This window comes from Paenacidovorax caeni (assembly GCF_001298675.1).
GTDB lineage: Bacteria > Pseudomonadota > Gammaproteobacteria > Burkholderiales > Burkholderiaceae_C > Paenacidovorax > Paenacidovorax caeni.
In genome coordinates this window covers 48,180-62,853 of the sequence record NZ_CYIG01000012.1, presented here as the reverse complement: position 1 = coordinate 62,853, position 14,674 = coordinate 48,180, and the positions used below count along the sequence as shown (strand labels likewise).

General features: G+C 65.9%; 12 protein-coding genes. 6 read left to right on the top strand and 6 right to left on the bottom strand.

Annotated elements, in window-relative coordinates:
* Positions 1–29 precede the first annotated feature (29 nt).
* From BN2503_RS07370 to BN2503_RS07350, 5 genes are all read right to left on the bottom strand, one after another.
* On the bottom strand, positions 30–824 hold the full coding sequence (locus tag BN2503_RS07370) for a MetQ/NlpA family ABC transporter substrate-binding protein (protein ID WP_054256011.1): 795 nt from the start codon (positions 822–824) through the stop codon (positions 30–32).
* Positions 825–904: 80 nt separating this feature from the next.
* On the bottom strand, positions 905–1,570 hold the full coding sequence (locus tag BN2503_RS07365) for a methionine ABC transporter permease (protein ID WP_054256010.1): 666 nt from the start codon (positions 1,568–1,570) through the stop codon (positions 905–907).
* Positions 1,571–1,574: 4 nt separating this feature from the next.
* Positions 1,575–2,621 carry a methionine ABC transporter ATP-binding protein gene (locus BN2503_RS07360; RefSeq protein ID WP_054256055.1) on the bottom strand — a complete coding sequence of 349 codons (1,047 nt, stop codon included), beginning with the start codon at positions 2,619–2,621 and terminating at the stop codon, positions 1,575–1,577.
* Positions 2,622–2,814: 193 nt separating this feature from the next.
* On the bottom strand, positions 2,815–4,227 hold the full coding sequence (pntB, locus tag BN2503_RS07355) for a Re/Si-specific NAD(P)(+) transhydrogenase subunit beta (protein ID WP_054256009.1): 1,413 nt from the start codon (positions 4,225–4,227) through the stop codon (positions 2,815–2,817).
* Between the two features lie 27 nt (positions 4,228–4,254).
* A complete protein-coding gene (locus BN2503_RS07350) occupies positions 4,255–5,862 on the bottom strand; it encodes a Re/Si-specific NAD(P)(+) transhydrogenase subunit alpha (RefSeq protein ID WP_054256008.1) in 1,608 nt (535 codons plus the stop codon).
* A gap of 311 nt (positions 5,863–6,173) precedes the next feature.
* Here BN2503_RS07350 and dusA point away from each other — a divergent pair, with 311 nt between their 5' ends.
* The 3 genes from dusA (at position 6,174) to BN2503_RS07335 (ending at position 9,749) form a co-directional block, all read left to right on the top strand.
* Complete coding sequence (gene dusA / locus BN2503_RS07345) at positions 6,174–7,178, top strand: tRNA dihydrouridine(20/20a) synthase DusA (protein ID WP_054256007.1); 1,005 nt, start codon at positions 6,174–6,176, stop codon at positions 7,176–7,178.
* Positions 7,179–7,707: 529 nt separating this feature from the next.
* Entirely contained in the window at positions 7,708–9,105 is a 1,398-nt protein-coding gene (locus BN2503_RS07340; RefSeq protein WP_054256006.1) for a polyhydroxyalkanoate depolymerase, read from the top strand.
* Entirely contained in the window at positions 9,102–9,749 is a 648-nt protein-coding gene (locus tag BN2503_RS07335; RefSeq protein ID WP_054256005.1) for an RnfABCDGE type electron transport complex subunit B, read from the top strand. The genes BN2503_RS07340 and BN2503_RS07335 overlap by 4 nt, the downstream gene beginning before the upstream one ends.
* Here the strand turns inward: BN2503_RS07335 and BN2503_RS07330 are convergent.
* The gene (locus BN2503_RS07330; protein ID WP_054256004.1) at positions 9,728–11,224 is read right to left on the bottom strand and encodes a methyl-accepting chemotaxis protein; all 1,497 of its coding nucleotides are present in this window, start codon (positions 11,222–11,224) and stop codon (positions 9,728–9,730) included. The two genes, BN2503_RS07335 and BN2503_RS07330, sit on opposite strands and share 22 nt — an antisense overlap.
* A gap of 195 nt (positions 11,225–11,419) precedes the next feature.
* Here BN2503_RS07330 and dapC point away from each other — a divergent pair, with 195 nt between their 5' ends.
* The 3 genes from dapC to BN2503_RS07315 are packed head-to-tail and all read left to right on the top strand — an operon-like array spanning position 11,420 to position 14,667.
* A complete protein-coding gene (dapC, locus tag BN2503_RS07325) occupies positions 11,420–12,625 on the top strand; it encodes a succinyldiaminopimelate transaminase (RefSeq protein WP_054256003.1) in 1,206 nt (401 codons plus the stop codon).
* Between the two features lie 9 nt (positions 12,626–12,634).
* The gene (dapD, locus tag BN2503_RS07320; RefSeq protein ID WP_054256002.1) at positions 12,635–13,459 is read left to right on the top strand and encodes a 2,3,4,5-tetrahydropyridine-2,6-dicarboxylate N-succinyltransferase; all 825 of its coding nucleotides are present in this window, start codon (positions 12,635–12,637) and stop codon (positions 13,457–13,459) included.
* A gap of 41 nt (positions 13,460–13,500) precedes the next feature.
* Positions 13,501–14,667, top strand: coding sequence for a PilT/PilU family type 4a pilus ATPase (locus BN2503_RS07315; protein WP_054256001.1), 1,167 nt, complete (start codon positions 13,501–13,503; stop codon positions 14,665–14,667).
* Positions 14,668–14,674: the final 7 nt, after the last annotated feature.

The window sequence follows — 14,674 nt, the reverse complement described above, 5'->3', positions numbered from 1 at the left end:
GAGAGTCCTTTCGGAGCAGTGTGGAGGAATTACCAGCCCGCCACCACCGAACCCTTGAACTGCGTATCGATGAAGCGGCGAATCTCGTCGTTATGGTAGGCCTTCACGAGCTGCGCCACCCAGGGCTTGTTCTTGTCGGCCTCACGCACGACCAGGATATTCACGTACGGGCCGTCGGCGTTCTCTTGCGCGATGGCATCGGTCTTGGGGTTCAGCCCGGCCGAGATGGCGAAGTTGGTGTTGATGGCCGACGCGTCCAGGTCGTCCAGCGAGCGCGGCAGCTGCGCGGCGTCCAGCTCGACGAACTTCAACTTCTTGGGGTTGCTCACCACGTCCAGCGGCGTGGCTTTCAGGCCCGCGCCGTCCTTGAGCTTGACCAGGCCCAGGCTCTGCAGCAGCAGCAGCACGCGGCCGCCGTTGGTGGGGTCGTTGGGGATGCCAAAGCGCGCCCCCTCCTTCAGGTCGGCCAGCTTCTTGACCTTCTTGGAGTAGAGCCCGATCGGGAAGATGACGGTGTTGGCCGCCACGGCGAAGGGGTAGCCACGGTCCTTGACCTGCGCGTCCAGGTAGGGCTTGTGCTGGTAGCTGTTGGCATCCAGGTCGCCAGCGGCCAGGGCCGCGTTGGGCTGCACGTAGTCGCTGAACTCGACGACCTGGATCTTCAGGCCCTGCTTTTCCGCCACTTTCTTCACTTGCTCCATGATCTGCGCGTGCGGGCCAGCCGTCACGCCGATCTTCAACGGCTTGTCCTGCGCCAGGGCGGCGCCCGTCCACCCCAGGGCCACAGCCAGGGCCAGCGATTGCAGTGCAGTGCGCTTGTGCATGAGAGTTCCTTTGGTATTTAGATAAAAAATGGCGCTAGCGCTTTACCAGAAAGCGCTAGCCGCTATCAAAAAAAGAGTGCTCAGCGGTGCGACAGACGCCGCACTGCCCAGTCGCCCAAGCTCTGGATGGCTTGCACGAACACGATCAGGATGAGCACCACGGCCAACATCACGTCCGGCAGGAAGCGCTGGTAGCCGTAGCGGATGCCCAAGTCGCCCAGGCCGCCACCGCCCACCGCACCGGCCATGGCCGAGTAGCCCGTGAGGCTGACGAAGCTGATGGTCAGGCCCGCCACGATGCCGGGCAGCGCCTCGGGCAGCAGCACCTTCCAGACGATCTGCCAGGTCGAAGCGCCCATGGACTGCGCGGCCTCCACCAGGCCGTGGTCCACCTCGCGCAGCGCGGTTTCCACCAGGCGCGCGATGAAGGGGGCGGAGGCCAGCGTCAGCGGCACCACGGCGGCCCAGGTGCCGATCGAGGTGCCGGTGACGAGCCGCGTGAACGGAATGATGGCCACCAGCAGGATGATGAACGGCGTGGAGCGCACCGCGTTGACGATGCCGCCCACCACCTTGTTGGCCAGGCCATGCTCCAGCACCCCGCCCTTGTCGGTCAGGCGCAGGAACACGCCCAGCGGAATGCCCACCAGCCCGCCCACGATGCCCGAGGCCCCGACCATCACCACCGTTTCCCACAGCGAGGTGGCAAACAGTTCCAGCATCATTTCAGAAAAATTCTCGAACATCGCGTCACCCCGTCACTTCCACGGTCTGCACCACCACGCCCTGTGCGCGCAGATAGTCGATGGCCGCGCCGATGCGCGCCATGGAGCCGCTGGCGTACACCGCCAGCGAGCCGAAGGTCTGTTCCTGGATCTCGTCGATCTGCCCATGCAGGATCGACAGATCGAGCCCCAGCTCGCGGATCAGGTGCGACAGGATGGGCTCGTACGCCTGCTCGCCCGCGTAGGACAGGCGCAGCAGCTGGCCGCTGTCGCCCGGTGCCAGGCGCGCAGCGAGGCTGCGCACGCGCGCCAGCACGCTGGCAGGCAGCTCCTGCGGCACGATTTCGTCGATCAGGCTCTTGGTGATGGGCTGCTGCGGGCGCGTGAACACGTCAAGCACCGGTCCCATTTCAACGATTTGCCCGGCATCGATCACCGCCACGCGGTCGGCAATCTGCTTGATGACCTGCATCTGGTGCGTGATGAGCACTACCGTCAGGCCCAGCTCGCGGTTCACCTGGCGCAGCAGGTCGAGGATGGAGCGCGTGGTCTCGGGGTCGAGCGCGCTGGTCGCTTCGTCGGACAGCAGCACCTTGGGGCGGCTGGCCAGCGCACGGGCAATGCCCACGCGCTGCTTCTGCCCGCCCGAGATCTGCGCAGGGTAGCGGTCGGCCAGGTGCGACAGGCCCACCAGCTCCAAGAGCGGCCCCACGCGCTCACGCATGGCGGCCGGCGCCATGCCGGCCAGCTCCAGCGGCAGGGCCACGTTGTCGTACACGGTGCGCGAGGACAGCAGGTTGAAGTGCTGAAACACCATGCCAATGTCGCGCCGCGCCGCGCGCAGCTGCTCGCCGTTGAGCTGGGTCAGGTCGCGCCCTGCCACCACAACGGCACCGCGCGTGGGCCGGTTGAGCAGGTTGATGACGCGCACCAGCGAGCTTTTGCCCGCGCCGCTGCGCCCGATGATGCCGAACACCTCGCCCGGCGCGATGGAAAGGTCGATGCCCCGCAAGGCCTCGACCGGGCCTTGTGGGCCCTGGTAAATCTGGGTGATACCCCGTAGGTCAATCATGGTGCGAATGCAATGCGCCGCCGCCAGCGGAAACTGGCGGCGGCGCCAAAAAAACAAGCCGCCAATGTAACGCAGCCCGAACGGATGCGCCTTTGGCCGCTTCAGCGCCGCATGCCCTGACTGGGAATACGTGCCAAATCGGCCTCCAGCGCTCTCCAGGCAAGCGCTGGCAGCTATCGAAGCAGGAGCGCTTTCAGCCCTTGAGGGCGGAGAGCACTTCGTCCAGCATCTTCTTCGCGTCGCCGAACAGCATGCGGTTGTTCTCTTTGTAGAACAACGGGTTGTCCACGCCCGCGTAGCCCGAGGCCATGGAGCGCTTCATCACGATGGAGTGCTTGGCCTTCCACACCTCCAGCACCGGCATGCCGGCGATGGGGCTGGTCGGGTCGTCCTGCGCGGCCGGGTTCACGATGTCGTTGGCGCCGATGACCATGGCCACGTCGGCCTCGGGGAAGTCCTCGTTGATCTCGTCCATCTCCATCACGATGTCGTAAGGCACCTTGGCCTCGGCCAGCAGCACGTTCATATGGCCGGGCATGCGGCCCGCCACGGGGTGGATGGCGAAGCGCACCTGCACGCCCTTGTCGCGCAGCGTCTTCACGATCTCGTTCACCGTGTGCTGGGCCTGCGCCACGGCCATGCCGTAGCCAGGCACGATGATGACGCTCTTGGCCTCGCGCAGCAGCTCGGCCGTCTCTGTGGCGCTCACGGGCACGGCCTCGCCCTGGGGCTCGGCTGCGTCGCCCTTCTTGGCCGGTGCACCGCCACCCGAGCCAAAGCCGCCCGCGATCACGCTGATGAAGTTGCGGTTCATCGCGTTGCACATGATGTAGCTCAGGATGGCGCCCGACGAGCCGACCAGCGCGCCGGTGACGATCAGCAAGTCGTTGGAGAGCATGAAGCCGGTGGCCGCGGCCGCCCAGCCTGAGTAGCTGTTGAGCATGGACACCACCACCGGCATGTCGGCCCCGCCAATGGCCATGACCATGTGGATACCGAACAGCAGCGCGACCACCGTCATCACGACCAGCGGCAGCATGCCCTGCTCCACCGTTTCCGCACGCAGGAACTCGCGGCCGAACCAGATGACCACCAGCAGCAGCACGAGGTTCAGCCAGTGGCGCGCGGGCAGCAGCAGCGGCTTGCCGCCGATCTTGCCGTTGAGCTTGCCGAATGCGATGAGCGAGCCCGAGAAAGTGACCGCGCCAATCAGGATGCCGACGTAGATCTCCACCTCGTGGATGAGCTTCTCCGCACCTTCAAGCTGGATCGACGTATCGACGTAGCTGGCGAAACCTACCAGGCAGGCCGCCAGGCCCACCAGGCTGTGCATGAGCGCGACCAGCTCGGGCATCTGGGTCATCTTCACGACCCGGGCGGCATACAGGCCGATACCGCCACCGATCACCAGCGCGCCGACGATCCAGGCCATGCCCGATGCGCTGACGCGCGGGCCGAACACCGTGGCCAGCACGGCGATGGCCATGCCGACCATGCCGAACAGGTTGCCGCGGCGCGAGGTTTCCGGGTTGGACAAACCGCCCAGGCTCAGGATGAAAAGAATGGCGGCACCAAGATAGGCCACCGTAGCAAGACTTTGGGACATTGTTCTGTTTCCTCGTCGTTCTTGTCGTTATTTGCGGAACATGGCCAGCATGCGGCGCGTGACGGCAAAGCCGCCGAACATGTTGACGGCGGTGAGCACCAGCGCGGCAAAGGCCAGCCAGAGGATCAGGCTGTCCGGGCGCCCGTTCACGCCCGCCTCGGGCGGCGCAATCTGCACCAGCGCGCCAATGGCGATGATGCTGGAGATGGCGTTGGTGACGCTCATCAGCGGTGTGTGCAGCGCAGGCGTGACGTTCCACACCACCATGTAGCCGATGAAGCAGGCCAGCACGAACACGGTGAAATGCCCCAGGAAGGCCGCAGGCGCGTAGGCGCCGATGAACCAGAAGGCCAGCGCCGCCACGGCGAAGAGGATGGCCAGTGTCTTGCCGGGCAACGGGCCGCTGCTGCCATGGCCGTGGCCGCCCTTTTTCTGCTCCACCGGCGCGGCGGCGGGCTTGGGGGCCGGCGCCGGGGCCTGCTTGAGCGGCGGTGCGGGCCAGGTGACGGCGCCATCCTTGATGACCGTCAGGCCACGGATCGCGTCGTCCTCCATGTTGACCACGGCGTGGCCGTCCTTGGCCTTGCAGAGCTCTTCCGCCAGGCGCAGCAGGTTGGTGGCGTACAGCGTGGACGACTGCTTGGCCAGGCGCGAGGCCAGGTCGGTATAGCCGATGATGGTTACGCCATGGCGCACCACGGCCTCGCCGGGCACGGTGAGCTCGCAGTTGCCGCCCTGCTCGGCGGCCATGTCCACGATCACGCTGCCGGGCCGCATGCTCTGCACCATCTCGGCGGTAATGAGCTTGGGTGCCGGTTTGCCCGGAATCAGCGCCGTGGTGATGATGATGTCGGCGTCCTTGGCCTGCTGCGCATACATCTGGCGCTGCGCGGCCTGGAAGCCCTCGCTCATGACCTTGGCGTAGCCGCCGCCGCCCGAGCCCTCTTCCTCGTAATCGACCTTGACGAACTCGCCGCCGAGGGACTTGACCTGGTCTGCCACCTCAGCGCGCGTGTCGTTGGCGCGCACGATGGCGCCCAGGTTGGCCGCGGTGCCGATGGCCGCCAGCCCCGCCACGCCAGCGCCGGCGATGAACACCTTGGCCGGCGGCACCTTGCCCGCCGCCGTGATTTGGCCGTTGAAATAGCGGCCAAAGGCGTTGGCCGCCTCAATGACAGCGCGGTAGCCGCTGACACCGGCCATGGAGGTCAGGGCATCCATCTTCTGCGCGCGGCTCAGGGTGCGCGGCAGGCAGTCGATGGACAGCACCGTGGCCTTTCTGGCGGCCAGCTGTTCCATCAGCGCCGGGTTCTGCGCCGGCCAGACGAAGCCGATCAAGGCGCCGCCCTCGCGCATCAGCGCCACTTCCTCGCTGCTGGGCGGGCGCACTTTGAACACGATATCGGCCGCCGCCCACAAGGCGGCTGCGCCGTCGATGACCTCAGCCCCGGCGGCGCGGTAGGCGTCGTCGCTGAAGTTGGCAGCCTCGCCAGCGCCAGCCTGCACGGCGACCTTAAAGCCAAGCTTGATCAGTTTTTCCACCACGTCGGGCACGGTGGCCACGCGCTTCTCACCGGGAAAGGTTTCCCTGGGAATGCCAATGCACTGCACTGGTGGAGTCGAGTCGGTTTGCATGAGACGTTTCCTAAAATTGCGGTGATCCTAGTGCCAAGCCCACAGCGGGGCTCGCGTACGGCAAGGGACAGGGGCAAGAAAAAAGCAGTGCAACCTGGCGCTTGTTACGCCCCGTCCGCCGGCCTGGAGACGTGATGGTGCGCCCCAGGATTTCTAAAATGGCGGAACGCCCTTTCTTTCTTCCTTGTAGCCTCTGGTGGTGACCTGCCCCCCCTCGCGGCTTGGCAGAGAGCTTAACAAAACATTACACGCCGCTGACAAGGCTCCGCACCCAGGTGACAGCGGTGCAATTCCCCCCCCCCTGAATCCGCATGCCAGAGAACACACAAACCCACCCTTGGCGCATGTCCGTCGCCCCCATGCTCGACTGGACCGACCGCCACTGCCGCTACCTGCACCGCCTGCTGTCGCACCACGCCTTGCTCTACACCGAGATGGTGACCACGGGCGCGCTGCTGCATGGCGATGTGGCGCGGCACCTGCGCTTCGATGCGGCGGAACACCCCGTGGCGCTGCAACTGGGCGGCAGCGAGCCGCAAGACCTGGCGCACTGCGCGCGCCTGGGCCAGCAGTGGGGCTACGACGAGATCAACCTCAACTGTGGCTGCCCGAGCGAGCGCGTGCAACGCGGGGCTTTCGGCGCCTGCCTCATGAACGAGCCCCAGCTTGTGGCCGACTGTGTCAAGGCCATGGTGGACGCAGTGAGCGTGCCCGTCACGGTCAAGCACCGCATAGGCATCGACCAGCGCGAGGACTATGGTTTCGTGCGCGACTTCGTCGGCACCGTGGCCGAGGCGGGCTGCCGCGTGTTCATCGTGCATGCACGCAATGCCTGGCTCAAGGGTTTGTCGCCCAAGGAGAACCGCGAGATCCCTCCGTTGCGCTACGCCGTGGCCGCGCAGCTCAAGCGCGACTTCCCGCACCTCACCATCGCCATCAACGGCGGTTTCCAGACCGACGCGGCCGTGCAAGAGCAGCTCGCCGTGCTTGACGGCGTGATGGTGGGACGAGAGGCGTACCACAACCCCTGGTGGCTCGCCCGCTGGGACACGCTGCACCTGGGTGGCGTAGACCGCGCCCTGACACGCGAGGGCATCGAAGAAGCCATGGTGGACTACATGGAGCGCGAGGCACGCAGCCACGGCACCCCCTGGTATGCCATCGCGCGCCACATGCTGGGTCTACGCAACGGCCTGCCGGGCGCGCGGCGCTGGCGTCAGGTCTGGAGTGACCACCGTCTGAAGCAATTGCCGGCGCGCGAGGTCATGGCGCAGGCACGCCGCCAGCCGGTTGTAAAACCGCCTACCGAAATATGAGCCAAATGAGCGTCTAGCCCGCTTGGGTAAAGCGCCAGGCGCTATTGAAAATAAAGCAAAAACAGGGCGATAGGGGTTCTCCCACCCCTGTCGCCAGCGCAGTTTTTACTACCCGCTTCGCACGCGATCGCCGTCGGGCTGGCATAGTCATTTGCGCCCTTAGAGCCTGTTTACGATCTTTTCATGGTGCCCGCAAGGCAGCAAAAGCCGCAATCTAGGCGCGTACCGCAGGCCATGCTGGTGGCCTGGCCAAGGTGCGCAACGACGAGTGCGGCTTTTGCTGCCTTGCCCGAAGGGTTGCTCCGCAAAAGTGGCATCTGCGGCGTTGCAAATGCTCGCCGGGCCACCAGCCCGGCTGCGCTTTGCGCCTTGCAGCTGCCACTTTTGCGGGGCAACGGGCAGCATTAAAAGATCGTAAACAGGCTCCTAAAAGGCGTCGCCGTGCTGCGCGCGTGTCACGGACACAACATGACACAAACCGGCTTCTGCTGTTATATTGCAGTGCAACATAAACACACTCCAAGACCCCATGCTGTACCAGATCTATGAAGCCCAGCGCTCGCTGATGGAGCCGTTCGCCGATTTCGCGCAGGCCGCCGCCAAGCTCTACAGCAACCCCCTCTCCCCCCTGGGCCAGACCCCGCTCGCGCAACGCGTGGCCGCGGGTTACGACCTGCTGTACCGCCTGGGCAAGGACTATGAAAAGCCCGCATTCGGTATCACCACGGTGGATGTGGATGGCGTGGGCGTGGCGATCCACGAGCGCATCGAGATGGACAAGCCCTTCTGCGAGCTGCGCCGCTTCAAACGCTTCTCCGACGACCCGGCCACGCTGGCCAAGCTCAAGGTTCAGCCTGTGGTACTGGTCGTGGCGCCGCTGTCGGGCCACTACGCCACGCTGCTGCGCGACACCGTGCGCGCCATGCTCAAGGACCACAAGGTTTACATCACCGACTGGAAGAACGCGCGCCTGGTGCCTATGGAGGACGGCGAGTTCCACCTGGACGACTACGTCAACTACGTGCAGGAATTCATCCGCCACCTGCAGAGCGTCTATGGCAACTGCCACATCATGAGCGTGTGCCAGCCCACGGTGCCGGTGCTGGCCGCCGTCTCGCTGATGGCCAGCCGGGGGGAGAAAACTCCCCTGTCGATGACCATGATGGGCGGCCCCATCGACGCACGCCGCTCGCCCACGGCGGTGAACGACTTGGCGGTGCAGCGCAGCTTCCAGTGGTTCGAGAACAACGTGATCTACCGCGTGCCCGAGAACTACCCTGGTGCCGGCCGCCGCGTGTACCCGGGTTTCCTGCAGCACACAGGCTTCGTGGCCATGAACCCGGACCGCCACGCCACCAGCCACTACGACTACTTCAAGGACCTGGTCAAGGGCGACGATGCCAGCGCCGAGGCGCACCGCAAGTTCTACGACGAGTACAACGCCGTGCTCGACATGGATGCTGACTATTATCTGGAGACCATCGCCACCGTGTTCCAGGACTTCAAGCTGGTCAACGGCACCTGGGACGTGCGTTCGCCCGAGGGCCAGGTCGAACGCGTGCGCCCACAGGACATCCGCACCACGGCCCTGCTGACCATCGAAGGCGAGCTGGACGATATCTCTGGCTCCGGCCAGACACGCGCAGCGCATGACCTGTGCACCGGACTGCAAGACCGCGAGCAGCGCCATCTTGAAGTCAAGGGCGCGGGCCACTATGGCATCTTCAGCGGCCGCCGCTGGCGCGAGGTTGTGTATCCGCAGGTGCGCGACTTCATTCGCGCCAACGAATCCAGCGCACAGGCTGGGCAGCGCCCGACCACTGGCGCCGCCTCCAGCACCTCGGCCGCGGAAGAAGCGCCGATGCCTGCCGCCGCCGTGACGGCCGCTCCCCAGGCACGCGCCCGGCGCCCGGCCCGCAAGGCGTGAGTGGCTCCGGCCAGGGCCGCCGCGGCGGGTCTGCCGATCTGCTGCTGGCCCGCCTGGAGGCGGCCCTGCCGCAAACCCAGTGCACACGCTGCGGCTTCCCTGACTGCGCGGGCTACGCGCGCGCCATCGCCAGCGAGAGCGCTCCCATCAACCAGTGCCCTCCCGGGGGCATCGAAGGGGTACGCCGCCTTGCTGCCCTGACGGGCCAGCCCGCTGAACCGCTCAACCCCGCACACGGCCACGAGGGGCCGCGCACGCTGGCCGTCATTGACGAAGCCTGGTGCATTGGCTGCACGCTGTGCATCCAGGCCTGCCCGACCGATGCCATCCTGGGCGCAAACAAGTACATGCACACAGTGATTGCCGCCCACTGCACGGGCTGCGAACTGTGCGTGCCGGTATGCCCTGTCGATTGCATCGGTCTGGAAGAGGCGAGCGCGGGCGCTACTGGCTGGGCCGCGTGGTCACCCGCGCAAGCCGACGCAGCGCGCCTGCGCTATGCGCAACGCCAAACGCGCCTGGCGCGCCAAGCCCCCCCAGCAAGGCCGGTGGTGCCTGATGAGGCGGCCGCCAAACAATCGGTGATCGCTGCGGCGCTGGCACGCGCCCGGGCCCGCCGCTCCTACCCCGAGAACGACTTGTAGACGCCGCAACCGAGCACCCAATCACCAAGGGCGTGCACGAACGACATCTTGGTCTGCACCTTCCCAGTCAGTGGGTTGGTAATGTCATATTCCACCCAGCCCGGCCCGCGATCTGCCTGTTCCCATATATCCGCCAGCAGACGCGCGCCGTCCACCCCGACGATGTCTTGCACCCGCGTACCCACCTTGGCTTCGTTGCCGCCGAAGGCGAGGTAGGCCCCCCCGCGATCCAGCACAAAGACATACATGTCGCGGTCGTGGAAGTCTTGGGCTTTGTCGGTCACGCTGCGCAGCAGCCCTGCGCCTGCTCCCAGCTGCCGGCCCAGCGCCACGGCCCGCAGCACCAGGGCCTGAGCTTCCTCGGCCGTCCCCTGCTGCAGCTGAAAAGCCGCGACGGCGCTGGAAAGCGTGGCCGCACGCCGCTCCAGCGCTTCGGCACGGAGCACGGCCTCGCCCACCATGCGGGCGTTGCTCTGGGTGATCTGGTCGAGCTGCTGCACCGCTGTGCCGATTTCAGCCAACCCCTGGTTCTGCTTGCGTCCGGACTCGGCGATGTCTGTCATGTTCGCCGCCACCACGCGGATGCCCCCCGTCATGCTGGCGATGCCTTCGCCCGCCGTGCGGATCATGTCCGCGCTGGCTTCCACATGCTGCACAGAACTGCCGATAAGCTGGCGTATCTCGCGTGCCGCGGCGCCTGAGCGCTGCGCCAGCGAGCGCACCTCGGAAGCCACCACGGCAAAACCGCGGCCCTGCTCGCCCGCGCGCGCGGCCTCCACCGCAGCGTTCAAAGCCAGGATGTTGGTCTGAAAGGCGATGCTGTCGATCACGCCGATGATCTCGTTCATGCGTCGCGCGCTCTGCTGAATGCCCTGCACCGAGTGCACGGCACGCTCCATGGCCTGGGTACCCGCCTGGGCCGCGTCACGTACCTGGGTGGCGCGCTGGTCAGCGCTTTGGGCTGTCTCGGCATTGTTCTGCACGGCAGCCGACAGGGTATCGACGCTGGCCGCCGTCTGCTCCAGGCTCGCGGCCTGCTGCTCCGTGCGTTCGGCCAAAGCGCGGCTGTCGTGCGCCAGACTTTCCCCCGCATGGGCCACCAGCGCGGCATTGCTGCGGATGTCTGCCACCATGGCGGACAGCGTGCGCACCATGCCATCGAGCAGGCCCGCCATCCGCGCCAGCTCGTCATCCCCGCGGATTTCCGCACGGGCACGCAGGTCACCGCGCGTAACCTGCTCCATAACGCGCGTGATGTGTGCCAGGCTGCTGGCTTGGCTCGCATACAGCGACAAGATGAGGTATGCGGCCAGCGCTGCGCCCACGCCAGCGGCCCCCCATGCGGCGGCGCCCTGCAGCCAGGCCGTCGCCACAAGCGCGCAGCCCAAGGCGCCCGCCACCAGTGCCAGCTTGCCCCCAAGGGGCAAACGCCGCATCAGCCCGACCCCAGGCCGTAGGACAGAAAAACCAGCCATCGTCGTTGTCTCCTTGCCACAGCGCCTCGCGAGCGCATTGGTCATATCTAAGGCCAATGCCGATGCTAGGGGCGTACCGCTTACACCGCCTTGACACGGCGGCTGCACCGAGGGGCTCTCGCCGCCATTTGACACACCGCCACGCGTGCTGCGCGCCACCGGGGCAGACTGCCATTGCCACGATAATGGCGGCCCATGAATCCCCTGCTCTCCAAACTCCAGCCCTACCCGTTCGAGCGCTTGCGGCAACTGTTCGCGGGGGTTACCCCGCCCGCCCAGCTTCGCCCCATCAGCCTGGGCATGGGCGAGCCGCGCCACCCCACCCCGGCCTTCATCCAGCAAGCCCTGGTACAGAGCTTGGCGGGGTTGGCAAACTACCCCAGCACGGCAGGCGAGCCGCGTTTACGCCAGGCTTGTGCCGGCTGGCTGCAGCGCCGCTACGGCGTAGCCGTTAACCCCGACACGCAAGTGCTGCCCATCAACGGTTCGCGCGAGGCGCTGTTTGCCTTTGCCCAAACCGTGATCGACGCCTCACGCCCCGGGGCCACGGTGGTGTGCCCCAACCCTTTCTACCAAATCTACGAAGGCGCCGCGCTGTTAGCCGGCGCCACGCCTTGGTACGCCCCCAGCGACCCCGCGCGGAATTTCGCTGTGGACTGGGACAGCGTGCCGGAATCCGTCTGGCAAACCACGCAGCTGCTGTTCGTCTGCTCACCCGGCAACCCGACGGGCGCAGTCATGCCGCTGACCGAATGGGAAAAACTTTTCGCACTGAGCGACCGCTACGGCTTTGTCATCGCTTCCGACGAGTGCTATAGCGAAATCTACTTTCAGGGTGAGCCCCCGCTGGGCGGCCTGGAAGCCGCCGCCAAGCTGGGCCGGTCGGACTACCGCCGGCTGATTGCATTCACCAGCCTGTCCAAGCGCAGCAACGTGCCAGGCCTGCGCAGCGGCTTCGTCGCTGGCGATCCTGCGCTCATCCAGTCCTTCTTGCTGTACCGCACCTACCACGGCAGCGCCATGGGCCCTGCGGTTCAGGGTGCCAGCATCGCTGCCTGGAATGACGAAGCCCACGTGGCAGAAAACCGCGCGCTGTACCGCGAGAAGTTCACCCAAGTCACGCCCATGCTGTCCGCGGTGATGGAAGTGGCCCTGCCCGACGCAGGCTTCTACCTCTGGGCCAAGGTGCCCGATCACCTGGGCATGAGCGACGCTGAGTTCGCCCGTGCGCTGCTGGCTCAATACAATGTCACCGTGCTGCCGGGTAGCTACCTGGCGCGCGACAGCGCAGGCATCAATCCCGGCGCGCAACGTGTGCGCATGGCCCTCGTGGCCGAAACCTCGGAATGTGTCGAGGCCGCTGCACGCATCGTGCAATTCATCCAATCCCACACCCATTGAGCCGCTCCCATGAGCCAACAACTGCAAACCATCATCGACGCTGCCTGGGAGCAGCGCGCCGCCATTTCTTCCCAGTCCGCCCCGCAGGAAGTGCGTGACGCCGTCGAGCACGTCATCCGCGAACTCGACGCTGGCCGCCTGCGCGTGGCCACCCGCGAAGGCGTGGGCCAGTGGACGGTGCACCAATGGATCAAGAAGGCGGTGCTGCTGTCCTTCCGCCTGAATGACAACGTGGCCATCAACGCCGGTGACCTGGGCTTCTACGACAAGGTGCCGACCAAGTTTGCCGGCCTCAGCGCCGAGGAGCTGGCGGCCACTGGCGTGCGCGTGGTGCCCCCCGCCGTGGCGCGCCGTGGCAGCTTCATTGCCAAGGGCGCGATCCTGATGCCCTCGTACGTCAACATCGGCGCCTACGTCGACGAAGGCACCATGGTCGATACCTGGGCTACCGTCGGTTCCTGCGCGCAGGTGGGCAAGAACGTGCACCTCTCCGGCGGCGTGGGACTGGGCGGCGTGCTGGAGCCGCTGCAGGCCAACCCGACCATCATCGAGGACAACTGCTTCATCGGCGCGCGCTCGGAAATCGTCGAAGGCGTGATCGTGGAGGAAAACTCCGTGATCTCCATGGGCGTGTACATCGGCCAGAGCACCCCGATCTACGACCGCGCCACGGGCGAGGTCAGCTATGGCCGCGTGCCCGCAGGCTCGGTGGTCATCAGCGGCAGCCTGCCCAAGGATGGCGGCAAGTACAGCCTGTACGCGGCCATCATCGTCAAGCGCGTCGACGCACAAACCCGCGCCAAAACCAGCCTGAACGACCTGCTGCGCGACTGACGCACAGCCCCCCCTGCGGCCCTCGAAAGGAGACATTCCTCATGAGCACCATGGAGCGCATCCTGCGCCTGATGGCAGAAAAAAAAGCCTCGGACGTCTACCTTTCGGCGGCCGCTCCGGCGCTGATCAAGATCAACGGCGAGTGCGTCCCCATCAACAACCAGATCCTGCCGCCCGACGCGCCCAAGAACCTGCTGGCCGAGGTGGTACCGCCCGACCGCATCGAGGAGCTGGAGGAAACGGGCGAGCTGAACATGGGCGTTCCGCTGTCGGGTGTGGGGCGCTTTCGCGTCAGCGCCATGCGCCAGCGCGGCAGCTATGCGGTGGTGGTGCGCTTCATCGCGCAGCACATTCCAGAACTGGCGACGCTGAACCTGCCGCCGGTGCTGGGCGAACTGGTGATGGAAAAGCGCGGGTTGCTGCTCATGGTCGGCGCCACGGGCTCGGGCAAAAGCACCACGCTGGCCTCGCTGCTCGACAGCCGCAACGCCGTTCTGACCGGCCACATCCTGACGATTGAGGACCCGGTCGAGTTTCAGTTCAAAAACAAGAAATCCATCGTCAACCAGCGCGAAATCGGCAGCGACACGCAGTCTCTGCAGACGGCGCTGAAGAACGCGCTGCGCCAGGCCCCCGACGTCATCCTGATCGGCGAAATCCGCGACCGCGAAACCATGTCGGCCGCCATCGCCTACGCGCAGTCCGGGCACTTGGTGCTGGCCACGCTGCACGGCAACAACAGCTACCACGCGCTCAACCGTATTCTGTCGTTCTACCCTGTCGAAGTGCGCCCGACCATGCTGGGCGATCTGGCCTCCGCCCTCAAGGCTGTGGTCTCCCAGCGCCTGGTGCGCACCCAGTCGGGTACCCGCGTGCCCGCCTGCGAGGTCATGCTCAACACCAAGCTGGTGGGCGAACTGATCGAAAAGGGCGATTTCTCCGGCGTGCGCGAGGCGATGGAAAAATCCATGGCCGAAGGCTCGCAGACCTTCGAGGAAGACCTGGCACGCCTGATCCGCGAAGGCCGCATCGACCGCAAGGAAGGCATCGCCTACGCCGACTCGCCCACCAACCTGATGTGGCGCCTGCAGAACGACTTCGCCATGGCCGGCAAGGCTGCCCAGGCGCAAAAGGAGGCCAACGATGCCTCCCAGGACGAAGACATGCCGTCGTTCACCGAGATCGTTCTCGACGTCAAGCCCAACTGAACCGCTT

What these genes read in the sequence shown, in the direction of transcription:
- BN2503_RS07370 (WP_054256011.1), bottom strand. Translation starts at nt 824, where the DNA reads ATGCACAAGCGCACTGCACTGCAATCGCTGGCCCTGGCTGTGGCCCTG.
- BN2503_RS07365 (WP_054256010.1), bottom strand. Translation starts at nt 1,570, where the DNA reads ATGTTCGAGAATTTTTCTGAAATGATGCTGGAACTGTTTGCCACCTCG.
- BN2503_RS07360 (WP_054256055.1), bottom strand. Translation starts at nt 2,621, where the DNA reads ATGATTGACCTACGGGGTATCACCCAGATTTACCAGGGCCCACAAGGC.
- pntB (WP_054256009.1), bottom strand. Translation starts at nt 4,227, where the DNA reads ATGTCCCAAAGTCTTGCTACGGTGGCCTATCTTGGTGCCGCCATTCTT.
- BN2503_RS07350 (WP_054256008.1), bottom strand. Translation starts at nt 5,862, where the DNA reads ATGCAAACCGACTCGACTCCACCAGTGCAGTGCATTGGCATTCCCAGG.
- dusA (WP_054256007.1), top strand. Translation starts at nt 6,174, where the DNA reads ATGCCAGAGAACACACAAACCCACCCTTGGCGCATGTCCGTCGCCCCC.
- BN2503_RS07340 (WP_054256006.1), top strand. Translation starts at nt 7,708, where the DNA reads ATGCTGTACCAGATCTATGAAGCCCAGCGCTCGCTGATGGAGCCGTTC.
- BN2503_RS07330 (WP_054256004.1), bottom strand. Translation starts at nt 11,224, where the DNA reads ATGGCTGGTTTTTCTGTCCTACGGCCTGGGGTCGGGCTGATGCGGCGT.
- dapC (WP_054256003.1), top strand. Translation starts at nt 11,420, where the DNA reads ATGAATCCCCTGCTCTCCAAACTCCAGCCCTACCCGTTCGAGCGCTTG.
- dapD (WP_054256002.1), top strand. Translation starts at nt 12,635, where the DNA reads ATGAGCCAACAACTGCAAACCATCATCGACGCTGCCTGGGAGCAGCGC.
- BN2503_RS07315 (WP_054256001.1), top strand. Translation starts at nt 13,501, where the DNA reads ATGAGCACCATGGAGCGCATCCTGCGCCTGATGGCAGAAAAAAAAGCC.